The 15,982-nt window shown below is 38.0% G+C and carries 18 protein-coding genes and 1 pseudogene; 12 read left to right on the plus strand and 7 right to left on the minus strand.

All coding sequences use genetic code 11. From position 1 onward, the window contains the following. The first annotated feature begins 167 nt into the window (after positions 1–167). The 4 genes from MHH37_RS02410 (at position 168) to MHH37_RS02425 (ending at position 2,195) form a co-directional block, all read left to right on the plus strand. Entirely contained in the window at positions 168–713 is a 546-nt protein-coding gene (locus tag MHH37_RS02410; protein ID WP_008404685.1) for an RNA polymerase sigma factor, read from the plus strand. Between the two features lie 151 nt (positions 714–864). Continuing rightward, positions 865–1,212, plus strand: a complete 348-nt coding sequence (locus MHH37_RS02415; protein ID WP_008404683.1) for an SMR family transporter — start codon at positions 865–867, stop codon at positions 1,210–1,212. Further along, complete coding sequence (locus MHH37_RS02420; protein WP_342574838.1) at positions 1,213–1,527, plus strand: multidrug efflux SMR transporter; 315 nt, start codon at positions 1,213–1,215, stop codon at positions 1,525–1,527. A 101-nt stretch (positions 1,528–1,628) separates the two neighbouring features. Next, complete coding sequence (locus MHH37_RS02425) at positions 1,629–2,195, plus strand: TetR family transcriptional regulator (RefSeq protein ID WP_342574840.1); 567 nt, start codon at positions 1,629–1,631, stop codon at positions 2,193–2,195. A 76-nt stretch (positions 2,196–2,271) separates the two neighbouring features. Here the strand turns inward: MHH37_RS02425 and MHH37_RS02430 are convergent, their stop codons facing one another. The 5 genes from MHH37_RS02430 to MHH37_RS02450 form a co-directional block, all read right to left on the minus strand. Further along, a complete protein-coding gene (locus tag MHH37_RS02430) occupies positions 2,272–2,697 on the minus strand; it encodes a MarR family transcriptional regulator (RefSeq protein WP_008404678.1) in 426 nt (141 codons plus the stop codon). A gap of 24 nt (positions 2,698–2,721) precedes the next feature. Then, on the minus strand, positions 2,722–3,123 hold the full coding sequence (spxA, locus tag MHH37_RS02435) for a transcriptional regulator SpxA (protein WP_008404676.1): 402 nt from the start codon (positions 3,121–3,123) through the stop codon (positions 2,722–2,724). Positions 3,124–3,741: 618 nt separating this feature from the next. Beyond that, positions 3,742–5,322: an ABC-F family ATP-binding cassette domain-containing protein gene (locus MHH37_RS02440; RefSeq protein WP_008404674.1), complete on the minus strand. Its 1,581-nt coding sequence runs from the start codon at positions 5,320–5,322 to the stop codon at positions 3,742–3,744. 132 nt (positions 5,323–5,454) lie between these two features. Next, a complete protein-coding gene (locus MHH37_RS02445) occupies positions 5,455–5,640 on the minus strand; it encodes an SE1832 family protein (protein WP_173364565.1) in 186 nt (61 codons plus the stop codon). A gap of 91 nt (positions 5,641–5,731) precedes the next feature. Beyond that, positions 5,732–6,766 (minus strand): CMP-N-acetylneuraminic acid synthetase, encoded by a 1,035-nt coding sequence (locus tag MHH37_RS02450; RefSeq protein WP_339263670.1) that lies wholly within the window; start codon positions 6,764–6,766, stop codon positions 5,732–5,734. A 111-nt stretch (positions 6,767–6,877) separates the two neighbouring features. On the opposite strand from MHH37_RS02450, the gene MHH37_RS02455 reads away from it, so the two are divergent. The 8 genes and pseudogenes from MHH37_RS02455 to MHH37_RS02490 all read left to right on the plus strand — a co-directional run. Then, positions 6,878–7,684 carry an NAD(P)H-binding protein gene (locus MHH37_RS02455; RefSeq protein ID WP_342574842.1) on the plus strand — a complete coding sequence of 269 codons (807 nt, stop codon included), beginning with the start codon at positions 6,878–6,880 and terminating at the stop codon, positions 7,682–7,684. Positions 7,685–7,906: 222 nt separating this feature from the next. Next, the gene (locus MHH37_RS02460; RefSeq protein ID WP_008404666.1) at positions 7,907–8,461 is read left to right on the plus strand and encodes an NADPH-dependent FMN reductase; all 555 of its coding nucleotides are present in this window, start codon (positions 7,907–7,909) and stop codon (positions 8,459–8,461) included. 280 nt (positions 8,462–8,741) lie between these two features. Further along, positions 8,742–10,934: an RNA polymerase recycling motor HelD gene (helD, locus tag MHH37_RS02465; RefSeq protein WP_342574843.1), complete on the plus strand. Its 2,193-nt coding sequence runs from the start codon at positions 8,742–8,744 to the stop codon at positions 10,932–10,934. 48 nt (positions 10,935–10,982) lie between these two features. After that, complete coding sequence (locus MHH37_RS02470; protein ID WP_065216671.1) at positions 10,983–11,798, plus strand: undecaprenyl-diphosphate phosphatase; 816 nt, start codon at positions 10,983–10,985, stop codon at positions 11,796–11,798. Between the two features lie 279 nt (positions 11,799–12,077). Next, a complete protein-coding gene (locus MHH37_RS02475; protein ID WP_008404661.1) occupies positions 12,078–12,494 on the plus strand; it encodes a winged helix DNA-binding protein in 417 nt (138 codons plus the stop codon). Beyond that, a complete protein-coding gene (locus MHH37_RS02480; RefSeq protein WP_342574845.1) occupies positions 12,491–13,678 on the plus strand; it encodes an MFS transporter in 1,188 nt (395 codons plus the stop codon). Before MHH37_RS02475 ends, MHH37_RS02480 begins: the two co-directional genes overlap by 4 nt. Before the next feature lie 162 nt (positions 13,679–13,840). Continuing rightward, the gene (locus MHH37_RS02485; RefSeq protein ID WP_342574846.1) at positions 13,841–15,007 is read left to right on the plus strand and encodes a PLP-dependent aminotransferase family protein; all 1,167 of its coding nucleotides are present in this window, start codon (positions 13,841–13,843) and stop codon (positions 15,005–15,007) included. Positions 15,008–15,096: 89 nt separating this feature from the next. Continuing rightward, positions 15,097–15,253 (plus strand): annotated as a pseudogene (locus MHH37_RS02490) (LytTR family transcriptional regulator DNA-binding domain-containing protein); the annotation flags it as partial. Here MHH37_RS02490 and MHH37_RS02495 read toward each other — a convergent pair. Together MHH37_RS02495 and MHH37_RS02500 are read right to left on the minus strand one after the other, a co-directional pair. Next, the gene (locus MHH37_RS02495) at positions 15,217–15,396 is read right to left on the minus strand and encodes a hypothetical protein (protein ID WP_342576298.1); all 180 of its coding nucleotides are present in this window, start codon (positions 15,394–15,396) and stop codon (positions 15,217–15,219) included. The pseudogene MHH37_RS02490 and the gene MHH37_RS02495 sit on opposite strands and share 37 nt — an antisense overlap. Before the next feature lie 324 nt (positions 15,397–15,720). Then, positions 15,721–15,921, minus strand: coding sequence for a cold-shock protein (locus MHH37_RS02500; protein ID WP_008404655.1), 201 nt, complete (start codon positions 15,919–15,921; stop codon positions 15,721–15,723). Positions 15,922–15,982 lie beyond the last annotated feature (61 nt).

Consider the following 15,982-nt stretch of genomic DNA (forward strand, 5'->3'; position numbering starts at 1 on the left):
AAATGATTACAACCAATCTTACAGCATTGTAAGGTAATTGAAAGCCAATCCGATAGAGTGTAATTGTTTAATTTGGCACAATAAGGTCATAAGGAAATTTAACATACACATACGATGTAATTATGCCAAGGGCGCACTTCATATAAAATCTATCGGAGGACTTTCAAATGAATGAATTATTAACGACTATTTATGATGAATACAACCGCTACATTTACCATCTTTGCTTAAAGCTTACACGCAATCAAAACGAAGCAGAAGATTTAATGCAGGAAGTTTGGGTAAAAGTTGTACGCTATGAAGAATCAGTATCAAAAGTAGACCATGTAAAAGCATGGCTTACAACAATTACGATGAATACATTCCGCGACCGCTATCGCAAAAATGTACGTCGCAGTAAATACATGATGAATCAACCAGAACAATTAGACGTACCGATTTTAGATTTGGTTCCCAACAATGATTTTACGACAGAAGAACTTGTGGAAAAAACAGAAATCACAAAAATCGTGCAAGAGAAAATGGCACAACTTGATAGCATTTACCAAAAAACATTATGGTATTTCTATGTGGACCAATTCTCATTAGCCGAAATTTCCGAATTGATGAAAGTATCAATCGGTACGGTGAAATCACGTCTGTTCCGCGCAAAAGCACGCTTAAAAGAAATTTTACTATCCGACAATGGTGTCGCAGAAGCAGTATTGGCTTAGTAAAATATAGGACGAAAGCTATGGCAGAAAGTTGCCGTAGCTTTTTTTGATTGCCTGGAGATCAAACCTTTATTAATACGTGATTTGCTTTCAATAATATAATATGATAAATTATGAATGAACGTCAGTCATTAATTGTAGGAGGTAAGAGATGAAAAAGTCATGGATTTATGTAGGGTTAACAAGTTTGTGCGAATTATTATGGATTTACGGCTTCAATGTAGCAAGTGCGTCATGGCATTGGGCAATTATTATCCCACTTATCACTGTTGATTTTTATTTTTTAGCAAAAGCGTGTGAAGGACTACCGACTGGAACAGTTTATGCAATTTTCGCTGCCATTGGGACAATTGGTACGGCATTGATGGATGTTTATTTATTTGGTGAATCCTTTACAACATTGAAAATTGTATTCATAAGTATCATTGTAATAGGTGTGATGATGTTAAATATAGCGGATACATTGTCTGAACGGAAGGTAGAAAAGGGGGCGCTATAATTGGGATGGATTTTTGTAATTTTAGCTGCAATATTAGAAACAATTGGAGTTATTGGACTTAAGAAATTTAGTACCTCGAAGAAGCCGAAAGATCTAGTAACATTTGTTGCGGGTTTCGGTAGTGCTTTTTACTTTTTATATGCATCTTTTGAATATTTGCAGGTAAGTATTGCTTACGCTGTTTGGATTGGTCTTGGAACAACAGCAGCAGTCATTATTAATATGCTTTTTTTCGGCGAGTCAAGGAGCATAGGAAGAATGGTGGCTGTGTTTGTGATTGTTATTGGAGTTTCCGGATTAAAATATGTTTCATAGCATAATATTATTGTTTTGGTACATTGTTTCTTCTTTGAACTTTCGTTATCATGAAAGTAGTTTCTGAATGAACTTCATTCAACAAGATAGGGGATGGCGTATTGAATAAAAAACAAAAAATTATTGAAGCAACAATTGAGCAATTTATAAATAAAGGTGTAGAAGGCACAAAAATTTCAGATATAGTTAAGGCCGCTGGAATTGCTCAAGGCACATTTTATTTGTATTTCCCTTCAAAATTTTCAGTCATGCCTGAAATTGCTAAATATGCTGTAGATGAAATTATGAAAAGTATCGAAGAAAATGTTAATTTAGATGAGTCTTTTGACCAAAAAATTGAGCAACTTATTAAAGCAGTGTTCCAAATTAATGAGCAGAAAAAAGAGCTGTTTGCGATTTTATATGCAGGTCTTGCACAAAGTGAACATTTAAAACAATGGGAATCAATATATGCGCCGTTTTATGAGTGGGTGTATAATTTATTGAATGAAGCATTAAAAAAGGGCGAAATTCGTTCGACTATTGATGCTTCACGTACTTCGCGAATTTTAATCGGCTTATTCGAGTCGACAGCGGAGCAATTATATCTATATGATTCTACGACAACTGAAGAAATTCAGGCCCAATATGAGGAACTTGTTAAATTTACGAAAAGCGCATTGAAATAGATGCGTTTTTTATTTTAATAATTGATTACAATAGCTGATTGCAACAGAAAAAAGCGAGCAAAGAGCTGCTCGCTTTTTAAAACTTTGTACATTTTTCAAAGATTGCCGTTAAAGTTTTAATTTCATCTTCTGTTAACATGCCGAACAGATTTTCGAAAAGATTGTCTACTTGCTGCTGAGAGCGTTCGAGCACTTCGATTCCTGCTTCGGTAATATGAATTTGCGAAGCGCGGCGATCCGTTTCATTTTGTGTTTTTTCAATGAGCCCCGCCTTAATGAGCTTCGTCGTCAAAACAGTCACGCCGCCTGTTGTCACTTTTAGCTTTTCTGCAATGGCAGAAGGGCGCTTTGGTCCGTCTGTATGCAAATAAGCCAAAATTAAAATATGTGATTTCGAGAAGCCTAACTGATTTTGACTGTTCCATTGATTAGCAATTTTGCGTTCCAACGATGTCATCTGTTCAAAAAGTTCGGTTAACTGCTCGCGTTTATGCTCATTCATCAGTGTCAACTCCAAATATTATCACTATTCTACGGCTAATTTTTGAAGGGCATTTAATTCAAATGCACGCACTTTACGAGGGATGAAACGACGAATGTCCATTTCGTTATAGCCGATCTGAATGCGTTTTTCATCAAGTAAAATAGGGCTGCGCAACATACGAGGATGCTGCTGAATTAAGTTGTACAACTCTTGAATGGATAACTGATCAATATCAATGTCCAGATTTTTGAAATCATTCGAGTTTGTCGCAATAATTTCATCCGTACCATCTTCAGTCATACTTAAAATATGTTTAAACTCTGCTAAAGTCAAAGATTGAGAAGTTGTTCTTTTTTCAGTATAAGTAATATTATTTTCGTTTAGCCATTTCAATGCTTTTCGTGATGAGGAACAGCTCGATTGTGTATAAATTGTTACTGTCATAATTAATTTCCTCGCTTTCCCATAATCAATAATTTGGTGATAGCTTAGTTGTAAGACATTTACTTATAATAATATCTTACCAGTAAGCTATTAGTAATGCAACAAGTTTATTATATGTTTCCCTATATCTGTTTACCCATTCTTCTAATAAATTATACGTATAAAACTATAAAAAGTTTCTAATTTAATATTACAGTTTTGTAAAGTAGAAATTAGAAGAGGGAGGGGATTACTGGGCGCGGTGAGTTTTAAATAGGAAATTATTCTAATATGTAGTTGGAGAGTGCTCTAAAATACCGCGACTTTTTAATATATTCCTGAATTATGCCAGATAGAACTTTCTGTAAAAAAATTTTTCTGAAATTCAGAGGATATTGAACTGGATTACCAATAAAACAGCATTTGTTTCAATAAAATTGGCAGTGTTTCTAATAAATGCTCGAACATTTAATATATTCGTTAGTATAATAAAAAGTCCTTGCCAAGCGCTATTCTATTGGCGGAAAATTCCGAAAACTAAAGGTAATTTTCAAATATTTGCCACATTTATTCTGAGTAAAACAAACCGAAACTCAAAACAGCGCACTCCGTAAAAGAGTGTGCTGCTTCATTAAAAAACTATTTAAATTCGTTTAATTCCTTTGTTTCACGCGTCGTGAACCAATCTTGCACGTTCCACACTTTCGTAGCCAAGCCCTCATAGAATTCCGGTTCATGCGATACAAGAACGATTGTACCTTTGAATTCTTTCATGGCACGTTTAAGCTCTTCTTTCGCATCAACGTCCAAGTGGTTTGTTGGTTCGTCAAAGATCAGCCAGTTTGTTTGATCCATCATCAGCTTGCAAAGACGTACTTTTGCCTGCTCGCCACCAGAAAGAGAATTCAGTGGGCGAGTAATATGGTCCGTTTTTAGACCGGCACGTGCCAATGCAGCACGAACTTGTGCTTGTTCCATAGAAGGGAACGCATTCCATACATCATCGATCGGTGTGATTTTATCTGCTTTTACTTCCTGTTCGAAGTATGATGGCTCCAAATAGTCACCTAAAATCACTTTACCGTCCAATGGTTGAACTTTGCCTAACATTGTTTTCAGTAATGTCGATTTCCCGACACCATTCATGCCGACTAACGCAATTTTTTCACCGCGCTCGATTTGGAATGTAAGTGGCGGCAATAATGGTTTTTCTTTATCATAACCAATTACCAAACCTTCCGCTTCCACTACGTAACGGCCAGGTGTACGCGCTTCTTTAAAGCTGAACTCCGGTTTTACGGCAGTTTCCGGGCGATCAATGCGCTCCATACGATCCAACTGCTTCGCACGTGATTTTGCACGACCACTTGTTGAGTAACGTGCTTTGTTGCGCGCAATGAAATCTTCCTGCTGCTTAATAAATTCCTGCTGTTTTTCATATGCATCGATATGCTGGCGCTTGTTAATTTCAGCAAGCTCGATAAATTTCTCATATGTGGCAGTGTAACGCGTCATTTTAGCAAATTCTAAATGTAAAATCACATCGACAACATTGTTCATGAATTCCGTATCATGCGAGATTAACAGGAATGCATACGGATAGTTTTTCAAGTAGTTTTTCAGCCAAGTAACATGCTCTTCATCAAGATAGTTCGTCGGCTCGTCCAGTAATAATACTTTTGGCTTTTCAAGTAAAAGCTTAGCAAGTAAAACTTTTGTACGCTGTCCACCAGATAATGCGGCAACATCACGCTCCAGGCCGATTGCATCCAACCCTAAACCACGAGCAATCTCATCAATTTTCATATCGAGGCTATAGAAGTCACCGGCATCCAATGCATCCTGGATTTCAGACATTTCTTCCAATAGACTATCGTAATCTGCATCAGGCTCGCCTAATTCCACAGAAATTTCATTTAAACGCTCTTCCTTCTTATATAAAGGTGCAAACGCGTCACGTAATGCATCACGCATTGAACGGCCGGCAGTTAAAACCGTATGCTGATCCAAATAACCGTAATGTGTGCCAGGCAGCCATTCCACTTTTCCTTCATCGTGAATTGCTTGCCCTGTAATGATGCTCATCAATGTTGATTTCCCAACACCGTTTGCACCAACAAGTCCGATATGATCGCCTTCAACAAGACGGAACGAAACATCTTTAAATAACGTACGGTCACCAAATGAATGACCTAAATTTTCAACAGTTAATATTGCCATATATAATCCTCCGAGTGTTTAAGTGTTTGCTACTAATAACGTTGATTTTTGTTTGGCGGAAGCTTTACTCATCGCCTGCATCCAATCAACTAGATTCTTCTAAAAAATTTATCCATTAAAAAACCCGCAACATTAAAGTGCTGCGAGCTGTTTGTTTAGTTCTGCTAGCCGTGCTTCCATATTTTCAAGGCGTGCGAGCGCTTGTTTTACTGAGTCTGCATGGCCAAGTGATTCTAGCTTTTCCATGTCGCCTTGAAGATTGATGTAATCATTCTTTAATTCGGCGATTTGCTGCTGAAGCTGGTCTTTTGTTAGCATCATTAATTACTCCTTTATTTTCGGAAATTAATCTTTTCATATTGTAACATAATGCATACATTTATGTGATGGGGAAAGCCTAATTTTTTAGTTAAATATGGGCCATATTATGACGGGCATAAGCTAAATCGAGCAGCAGGTTTTTGAGGATTTCATTATTTGTTAAAATTTCAAGACTGCGCTGCTTGCGTACAGCTCGTTCACGGCGCTGCTCATGAAGTAAAAGCTCCATCACGGCATTTTGAATAATGGATTGCTTCATTTTCCGACCTAGACCAATATGGATAAAGCCGTTCATTTCGCGTGTGAATGCATAGTTCAGCTCATTATCCTGCTGGGCCGTTGTAATACAAGGGATCCCGGCTGCTGCCACTTTGTATGGTGTATAGTTGGCATTGCAAATAATCAAGTCTGCTTGCGGCATCAACTCGAGCAGGGCATCAGCTTTTTGAACGATGACAGTATTCTTCCGGCTTAGTGCCATCATTTTTAGACTATCGATGTCATGATGGTATTCATCGTCAATCGCGACTGAAATTTTTAATGGAATTTGCAATTGTGTTAAGTGGCGTAAAGTCCGGTAAGTCAGGTTGTTGCTATCCCCATCTTCAAATGCGACAACAATATGGGGTAGCGAATCTTTAATCGAGCTGTCAGGTTTTTCAAGGATTTGGTGTGCGACTTTTTCTAAATTTGGCGGGACGGCAAACGCATAGCTGCCTGCCAGTTCATGTGTATGCGGCTCTTCATGGGATTCCCCAAACAACGAAACGATATGACAGTCGCTAAGCTGTGCACCCATGCCAAAATCGTCAAAATGAACAATCGTCGAGCAAAACGGTTTAATCATTTCAATTTGTTCAACTTGGGTATCTTTACCTTCATGGATAATTAAATGAGGTTCCAATTCACGCATTTTCTTTTTAAGTTCGATAAAACGATCAAACTTTACAATATTTAAGCCTGTTTGGGCCAATTTATCAAGAAGCTGTTCGTTTGCAGTTTTTACAAAGAGAATGACCTCTTCATCCTGCAACAGATTTGCCAAAGTTACTGCACGCTCAAAAGGATATGTTCCTTTAATCTCACAATGCTCGATAATCCATATAATTTTTCTTTTTTGCACGTAAATCCCATCCTTTCCACTATCTCTATAAAATATGGTGGGATTGCCGAAATTATGAATGAAAGAGCTTTCTACATATACATACATCAAAATAAAGAAAAGAGGAAACATATGAAAACCATGCGTTCAGCGTTGGTCGTAGGTGCAACAGGATTGGTCGGTTCTTCCCTTGTGAAGTTATTATGCGAGAGTGAGGAGTATGCAGCTGTCAATGTCCTTTCGAGAAGACCGCTTGATTTTACGCACCCAAAATTAGTTGTAAAGCTGTGTGAATTTGATCAGATTGCAGATAAGGATATTGAATTTGCTCATGAGGTATTTTGTTGTTTAGGAACGACGATGAAAAAAGCCGGGTCAAAGCAACAATTTGAAAAGGTCGATTTTGAGTATCCATTAACGATTGCAGCCATCGCAAAAAACCGAGGAGTTGGTCATTTCATTGTTATTTCCGCAATGGGAGCAAATGAGAAGGCACTTGCTTATTATAGTCAGGTAAAGGGGAAATTGGAGGCAGAACTTATTAAAATGGATTTCCCGCGACTATCCATTGTACGTCCATCACTTATTACAGGAGATCGCCAAGAATTCCGTCTAGGAGAAACAATAGGCGATAAAGTATTAAAGGTGCTGAACCCAATCTTAGTCGGACCGATGAAAAAGATGCATTCCATTCCGGCAACGCAAATTGCATTGGCAATGAAAGTAATTGCACTACACGGGAAAAAGCAAAAAGTGGCGATATTCTTATCCGATGAACTGCTGGAAATGCAAATGCCCATTATTAAAGAGAAGGAAGCTTTAGAAGAGGAAGAAGTGAGCTTTAACTGGGATAAATACAAAGAAGAAGTGCTATCGCCAGTAAGTATTGAGGACGAAGAGGTCAATCGGAAAAACGAAAACCCAAATAATAGGGAGTAATGCTGGTTATAAGGCTAATCTTATCCGCTATTTCTGAAACCGGCCAAGAAACGAAACCGTAACGAAACTTATCAATGCTAGTGGGAAATTATCCCAATCCCTTTCCCGATATAACAATGTAAGACGAAAGACTGAAATTGAACTTAACTAAGCAACTACCTATTAAAAAGCAATGTTATTCTGATACAATATGAGTACAATGATTTACATGGAGGAACATTTATGAAAATATTACTTGTCGATGGAACCATTTTTGGTCGTAAAACCGGCGTTCTTTTGGAACAGGTTCAACAATATATTCAAGCTTTTAACCCTTCGCTAGAATTGGAGATTTTATATTTCTCGAAATTACAGCATCAAATTTTAGATGGCAGTCCGTTAAATGATGATATGAAAAAAATGATTCAAAAATTTGAAGAAGCAGATGCTTACATTTTCGCGTCGCCGATTTTCCAGGCATCAATTCCAGGCGTACTGAAAAATGCCTTTGATATGATTCCACCAAAAGCGTTACGCTACAAGCCGGCAGCAATTATCGGCAATGGCGGAACATACCAGCATCATTTAGTACTGGAAAACCAGCTGCGTCCGATTCTTGATTACTTCCGCTGCCTAGTTACACCAAACTATGTATACACACATGCGGACCACTTTGATAAAGAAAATAAAATTATCGATGAAGATGTACACAACCGCCTGCGCGAACTGGCACGTGTATTCGTTCAATATTGCGAAATGACAAAAACATTATCAAAACAAGCAGTTGATATGCAATAACCATTAAGAAGCCTCCGTTTAAACACGGAAGCTTCTTTTTTATTACCCTCAGCAAATGCATCATAACCCCTCAAAAATTCATGTATATAAACTTGCGTATAATATATTTCTTTATTCAACATAATTTAGGTTTAGGAAGATGCTATAATAGGATTGTTAAAATTTGTAATTAGGAGGATTCATAAATAGTTTCAATTGAATCCAACGTCATTTTGAAGTACCATGAATATTTATGTAAAGAGAAGATTTTACTTCCGGAGCATTTGGAGGCGAACCGATAGTGGAACAAACGATATGGCAACAGGAAGAGACACATTTAAAGGAAATTAGTGCACTTCTAAAACAACAAATAAAGATTCAGTCCAATCATTTAAAAAAGCAAAAAGGCGACATTGTTGAGGAACGCTCACAAGCATCTTCGGAGTTTAACGATGTGTCAGGAGAAAGTGCCATCCAGTTTTCGCAAATGCTGCAAACGATGCAATTGCGTGAACGAGAGTATCTGAATGCAAGCGAACAATTAAGCAAAATGCAAATTTTATATAAAAGTCCGTATTTCGGGCGTATCTCAATAGAAAATGAAGAAGGCGAACGTGAACATTTATATATTGGCCTATCGACATTCCGCGAACCTAAAACGGATGATGTGCTGATCTATGACTGGCGAGCACCGATCTCCAGCCTTTTTTATGAAAATAAAGTCGGAAAGGCGCGCTATCAAATTCCAGACGGGGAATATATTCCGGTTACAATACAAGGCCGCCGTCAGTATAAAGTAAAGTACGATGAGCTATTGCAAGTGCTGGATGCGGATATTTATGTAGGCGATGAAGTGCTGCAAAGCTTGCTGTCGGATACGGCAAAAGAGAAGATGAAATCGATTGTTGCAACGATCCAAAGTGACCAGAATATCGTCATTCGTTCATCAAATAAAGATAATTTAATCGTCCTCGGACCGCCCGGCAGCGGGAAAACATCTGTTGCGATGCAGCGAATTGCTTATTTACTGTATGAATACCGCCAAACAATGAATGCACGTAGTATTTTGCTTATTTCGCCATCCGATTTGTTCAATGACTACATTTCGAACGTATTGCCTGAGCTCGGTGAGGATAATGTTCAACATACGACGTATTACCGTTTATTGCGCGATTTGAAATTATCTTATTACAAAGCAGAGACAAGCTACGAAAATATTGAACGTCTTCAAAAGGGGAGCAAGGAGGAACGCGAGCACTATGCATTCAAAGGCTCGCATGCATACGTAAAGCAGCTGCTGAAATATATTGAAAGTCTAAAGAAGAGTGGCATGCCATTTTATAATTTGAAGGTGGAAGAAAAGCTGTTTGTTTCCGCTAAAAAACTGACCGACCTGTTTTATGACAAGTTCGGCACATTGGATATAGATTTTCGCCTAAAAAAAATTCGTACAGTACTGCTGGAAAAAATAGAGCAGGAAAAAAAGAAAGACCGCAAAGTATTAATGAAGGAATTAAAGGCGGTCAATACGTATATCGGCACAGATAAGGAAATCGAGCAACAGGCAAATGAAAAGCTGCAAAAAAAGTACGGCAAACTTGAAAATGCGATTCATCAGCTAGGTTTTGTGAATTTAAATAAAATGTATCTTCATTCGTTAACATTCCAAAACGATAATTTAAAAACACAAATGATTCAGGCTGTAACGACTGAAACGCTGAAACAGCGCATATTATATTACGAAGATTTGGCCCCAATCATGTATATGCAAGCGGTTGTAAAAGGCTTGTATACGGATAATACAATTAAACATATTGTCATTGATGAAATCCAGGACTATTCGTATTTGCAATTGTTGACGATTAAAGCAATGCATCCAAAAGCACATTACACGTTGCTGGGTGATAAAAACCAGGTTGTGCATCCGCAAATGAAGGATTCGCTGGCAGGTCCATTGTCCAAGCATTTCAAAGCTGTCGAGCTGAATAAATCATATCGTTCGACAAATGAAATTACCGATTTTATGAGCGCGATTTTAAACAACACGACAACCGAGGCGCTTGGTGTATCTGGAGATAAGCCACAAATGATCGAAACGAAATCAGTGGGTGAAACAATTGCTCGTCTTGTCGGTTCCCATTATAAAGAAGAGGAAAGCTTCGTCATCTTATGCAAAAATAAGCTGGCATGCGAACAATTATACAATGAATTAAAACCGCTTCTTCCACAGCTTCAGCTCGTTACAGAAGAACAGAAAGTTTATATGAAAGGGCTGCTCATCATGCCAGGCTATATGGCGAAAGGTTTTGAATTTACAACTGTTCTTGTAGCAGATGCCAATGCCCATGCATACCGGGAAGAGATGGATGCGTATTTACTGTATACAATTGCTTCTCGAGCGACCCGCCAATTATTTTTAGTAACGGACGGAACAATGCCAAAAGCGCTTGCACACATCAAAGAACAGTATTATCGTAAGGAAGTGAACATTTAGGCGTCTTTTGCGTCTAACAGAGGAGAACTACTTTTTTAGGAGATACAAATGGAAAATTTTGATTTAATTTTAGTGTTAAAGCATTTTATTATCGGTATTGTCCAAGGCTTAACTGAACCAATTCCGGTGTCATCAAGCGGGCATGTCATGATTGTAAGTGAACTTCTGGGAATGGGTGAACAGGGCTTTACATTCGCGATTCTAACGAATACGGCATCATTGATTGCGATTATGTTTATTTACCGTGAAGATATTATTCGATTAATTACTGGATTTTTACTGTATATTAAAACACGAAATGCGCGATACCGTACAGACTTTTATTTTGCACTGTATGTCATTATCGGTTCGATTCCAGCAGGTGTTTTAGGTGTTTTGCTGAGTGATGTTATTGCAGATAGTGTGAGCATGACGACGATCGCGATTATGCTGTTTGTGACAGGTATTGCCTTATGGTTAATTCGAAATTTACGCGGAACAAAACGTGATGGAGATTTATCAGCAAAGGATGCCTTATTAGTAGGTTTTGGGCAAGCTGTAGCATTAACACCGGGAATTAGCCGGTCAGGTGCAACAATTATTTCCGCAATTGCAGTTGGAATGAAACAGGAGACGGCACTGCGTTTCTCATTCATGCTGTATATTCCGGTAAGTTTAGGTGGTGTCGTATTAGGGTTTACGGACTTCCTCGATGAGCCAAACAAAATGGATTTAGCCATTCCGTATACAGTCACATTCCTTGCGACATTGTTTATGACATATTTCGCTATGCGATGGTTCATGGGGATTATGAAAAACGGAAAGCTCCACTACTTCACGTATTACTGCTTTTTAGTAGGTATTTTATTATTAATATTCTTTTAAAACGAATGAACACGCTCGTAGTCTTTAAGGCTATGAAGCGTGTTTATTTGTTTAAGGAAAGGGAGACGCTAATTGAGGTTTTTCTCAATTTCTCGATTTGGCCGAATATAGTTTCTATTTTTTAAGTGCGTGTATAACTTGATTGATCAGCTTTTAAAAGCATCTTGCAATGCCAATTCAATACCGTTCAGCAAAAAAAGATTGACAAATGAAGTAGAGTTCTATTTAATTAGTTAGGTTAACTAACCATTATAGAAAATAAAGGGAGGTAATCTAATTATGACTTTCTTTTTACAATTGCACCGTTTTCATAAACGTTATATGCAGCGTCTTACTAGTATGCTGGCAGGGCATGAACTGTCCAATGCCAACTGGTCTTTGATGCAATATTTGGCGAATGAAGAGCTGGCTACAATGAGTCAAATCGCGAAATATTGGGATGTCGAGAAGCCAACTGTTTCTGCAAATGTTAAGACATTGACGAAACGAGAGCTTATCCAACTGAAACAAGGCAATGACAGACGTGAAAAATATATAAGTTTGACGGAAAAAGGAGAAAAATTGTATGAAAATATTTCCCCGGAAATTAAATTTCTACAAGATCAGCTATTAAATAACCTGACAGACGAACAACAGGAGCTTTTCAAAAAAGCGCTGTCTGATATGGAGAAAATATTGAAAGAAGGGCTAGAATGAAGGAAATAAAAGAACCTATATGGACGAAAGATTTTATTATTGTATCGATCATTAACTTTGTATCCATTTTAATGTTCTTTCTTTTAATGGTGACTATTTCAAGTTATGCAGTAGATACATACCATGTTTCTACAAGTATTGCGGGACTTGTTTCGAGTATTTTTATTATCGGTTCATTAATCGGTCGGTTAGGGGCTGGGCGTCTTATCGGCAATATCGGGCCACAGAAGATGCTTTTAATTGGCCTTGTCTTATTTTTTGTAACAACAACACTTTATTTAATGGAGTGGGGCGTTGTCTATTTATTGATCATCCGCCTATTGCAAGGGATTGCAGTCGGGACGATCGGGACAGCGACAGGTACGATTGTTGCTATGATTTTACCGATCTCACGTAAAGGAGAAGGGATTGGATACTTTAGTCTTAGCGCGGTTCTGGCAACAGCCATTGGTCCATTCGTCGGCATGTTCATGCTGAAGCTTGAAAATGGCTTTGATGTCATTTTCTATATGAACACCGGTCTTTCGCTTATGTTACTAATTGCTTATTTCTTTGTTAAAATCTCTTTACCACCAGTGAACAAGCAAAATGGGCAACAGACAGAGAAGTTATCGTTTATCGAAAAATTTATTGAACCAAAAGCGCTTCCGATTTCATTTATTGCCTTATTAATCGGTTTTGCGTACTCTGGCGTCATGACGTTTATTACGTTTTATGCAAGAGAAACCAACTTAGTGGAAGCGGCAAGCTATTTCTTCTTGGCATATGCAGGAATTGTCATTATTTCCCGCCCGTTTACAGGGAAATTAATGGATGTTCGCGGTCCCAACGTGATTGTATACCCATGTCTTGCTGTATTCGCTGTAGGTATGCTGCTGTTTAGCCAGGCATCTGCAGGCTGGATGCTTTTAGTAGCAGCTGTCCTAATTGGTTTTGGCTACGGGAACTTCAATTCCATCGCTCAAACAATTGCGGTTAAAGTAACGGAGCCTCATCGATTCGGCTTAGCAACATCGACATATTTTATTTTGTACGATTTAGGATTAGGGGTAGGGCCTTTTATTCTTGGAATGATCGAACCCCATACAACATACCGAACAATCTTCGTTTCCATGATTCCGCTAATTCTTATTTGTATCCCGCTTTACTATTTATTAGTAGGAAGAAAGCAAAAGCTAGCGTAAGTTATGACAATTTATCAGTTTAGGTAAATAATCGGAATAACAACTTCATGTCAGGATCTTACTAGCAATAAGCATGTATCTTCTAAAATGGTACATGCTTATTGTGTATTTAGTTGAAAAGTGATAAAATTTTGAAAATTACAAAAAGGAAGAGAGTCCACTATGCAATATTCTGATAGTATTTTAAAAACACCGTCATCATTCATTCGCAATATTTTAAAGGTAACGGATGCGTACGACGTCATTTCATTTGCGGGAGGCTTGCCAAATCCAATCTCATTTCCAATTGATGAGTTAAAACAGTCGGTAAATGATGCGATTGATGCGAATGGTGCAAAGGTATTCCAATATTCTACGACACAAGGCTATTTGCCGCTACGTCAGTATATTGCAGACAAGCTTAATAACAAGCAATCGAATTTAAATTATACAGCAGATGATGTCCTTATTACGACAGGATCCCAGCAAGCATTGGAGCTAATTTCCAAAGTTTTGCTGAACAAAGGGGACGGCGTTGTTATTGAAGAGCCAGGCTATTTAGGCGCGATCCAGGCTTTTACATTACGTGAACCAAGTTTCTACGGTGTCACACTGGAAACAGAAGGGCTGAATGTTGAACAGTTTAAGGATGCGCTAAAACAGCCAAATGTGAAAATGGTATATACAGTACCAAATTTCCAAAATCCTACTGGGTTAACGTATACGAAAGAGCGCCGTGAAGAAGTGTTTGAGGCAGTAAAAGATCAAGATGTCATTTTTATCGAGGACGATCCATATGGCGAGCTTCGTTTTACTGGTGAACACTTGCCGTATATCGCAGCAGGGAAGATGACGAACAGTGTCGTATTAGGTTCGTTTTCAAAAACGGTTACACCAGGTATGCGCCTAGGTTATATTTTGACGAAAAACCATGAACTACTAAATCATGTCGAAACAGCGAAGCAGGCAACGGATTTACATACTAATATTTTTGCACAATATATTTTGCACCAGTATTTAACGAATAATGAATATGAAGCGCATGTTGAAAAAATTATAGCGCTATACAAAATACAAGCAGATGCAATGCTGGCGGCAATGGAAAAATATTTCCCACCATATGTGAAATATACAAAACCTGAAGGCGGTATGTTCGTGTGGGTCACACTTCCGGAAGGAGTAAATGCGCTTGATAAGTTTACGGAGGCGATGGAGAAAAAAGTAGCATTCGTGCCGGGAAATCCATTTTACACGGATAAAGAATCAGTTAACACACTACGCTTGAACTATACAAATGCAACACCGGAAACGATCGAAGAGGGTATTAAACGTTTAGCAGAAATATTATAAGAAAATGTGGAGGAGCTATTGCTCGGAGAAATTCGAGTGATAGCTTTTCTTATTCTGTGTATTTATACAATGATAAAAGGATATGTGAACTTAAGAAACCGTTGCACCATTTCAGCTTTTTCCACTAACACCGTTCCTCTATCGTTAATTTGCAAAAAGTAAGGGAAATAATTACATACACACGCAATAGTTACATACAGCTTATCCCTTCAAAGTACAAATAAATCAGAAGTGCCGTTATCATGAACAAAAATTACGGAGTTGAAAGAGATTGTCGGATTATAATGGATTTCCTGGGAAATAGGGTATACGATACATCGATTTACACTATATAATTTCAATTTGCGACATTTCACCGTCGATATGATGCCTTCATCAACTTTCTTCATTAAATGTACTCGTGAAAGTGGTTGAATGGTTGCCAAGCACACAGTTACCGCAAATAGCAGAACTTTTACAAGCAGGAGGGGGACCTTCCGGAGTTAATAAGTACACTTATCATCATCGCGATTGGGCAGTAATAGCTGTTATCAAATCGATTATATTATTCAAGAAACGAACGAAACATGAATAGGTGTGAAAAATAGAAATAGCCGTGCCGAAAGTTAATCTCCGGCACGGCTATTTTTTTCATCATTATGAAACTATAAAAAGAAGCATACCCGATAGAGTATGCTTCTTGCAACTAACTATGTGAACTTAATTCGTTAGAATTAAAGTTTTGTTACGTTAGTAGCTTGTGGGCCACGGTTGCCTTCTTCAACGTCGAATTCAACTTTTTGACCTTCGTCTAAAGTTTTGAAACCTTCGCCTTGGATAGCTGAGAAGTGTACGAATACATCGTTACCGCCTTCAACTTCGATGAAACCGAAACCTTTTTCTGAGTTAAACCATTTTACTGTACCTTGTTGCATGAGAGAAAACCTCCAAAAAATTAATTAATTGAATTGCTAAATGTATAAAAAATTCACACAT

It is taken from the genome of Solibacillus sp. FSL K6-1781, from assembly GCF_038630735.1.
Classification (GTDB): Bacteria; Bacillota; Bacilli; order Bacillales_A; family Planococcaceae; genus Solibacillus; species Solibacillus silvestris.

Excerpts from the sequence above, each read along its gene's own strand:
- MHH37_RS02415 (WP_008404683.1), top strand. The coding sequence starts at position 865 with ATGAAAAAGTCATGGATTTATGTAGGGTTAACAAGTTTGTGCGAATTA.
- MHH37_RS02430 (WP_008404678.1), bottom strand. The coding sequence starts at position 2,697 with ATGAATGAGCATAAACGCGAGCAGTTAACCGAACTTTTTGAACAGATG.
- MHH37_RS02485 (WP_342574846.1), top strand. The coding sequence starts at position 13,841 with ATGCAATATTCTGATAGTATTTTAAAAACACCGTCATCATTCATTCGC.
- MHH37_RS02475 (WP_008404661.1), top strand. The coding sequence starts at position 12,078 with ATGACTTTCTTTTTACAATTGCACCGTTTTCATAAACGTTATATGCAG.
- spxA (WP_008404676.1), bottom strand. The coding sequence starts at position 3,123 with ATGACAGTAACAATTTATACACAATCGAGCTGTTCCTCATCACGAAAA.
- MHH37_RS02500 (WP_008404655.1), bottom strand. The coding sequence starts at position 15,921 with ATGCAACAAGGTACAGTAAAATGGTTTAACTCAGAAAAAGGTTTCGGT.
- MHH37_RS02445 (WP_173364565.1), bottom strand. The coding sequence starts at position 5,640 with ATGCTAACAAAAGACCAGCTTCAGCAGCAAATCGCCGAATTAAAGAAT.
- MHH37_RS02480 (WP_342574845.1), top strand. The coding sequence starts at position 12,491 with ATGAAGGAAATAAAAGAACCTATATGGACGAAAGATTTTATTATTGTA.
- MHH37_RS02455 (WP_342574842.1), top strand. The coding sequence starts at position 6,878 with ATGAAAACCATGCGTTCAGCGTTGGTCGTAGGTGCAACAGGATTGGTC.
- MHH37_RS02440 (WP_008404674.1), bottom strand. The coding sequence starts at position 5,322 with ATGGCAATATTAACTGTTGAAAATTTAGGTCATTCATTTGGTGACCGT.
- MHH37_RS02460 (WP_008404666.1), top strand. The coding sequence starts at position 7,907 with ATGAAAATATTACTTGTCGATGGAACCATTTTTGGTCGTAAAACCGGC.
- MHH37_RS02470 (WP_065216671.1), top strand. The coding sequence starts at position 10,983 with ATGGAAAATTTTGATTTAATTTTAGTGTTAAAGCATTTTATTATCGGT.
- MHH37_RS02410 (WP_008404685.1), top strand. The coding sequence starts at position 168 with ATGAATGAATTATTAACGACTATTTATGATGAATACAACCGCTACATT.
- MHH37_RS02495 (WP_342576298.1), bottom strand. The coding sequence starts at position 15,396 with ATGAAGAAAGTTGATGAAGGCATCATATCGACGGTGAAATGTCGCAAA.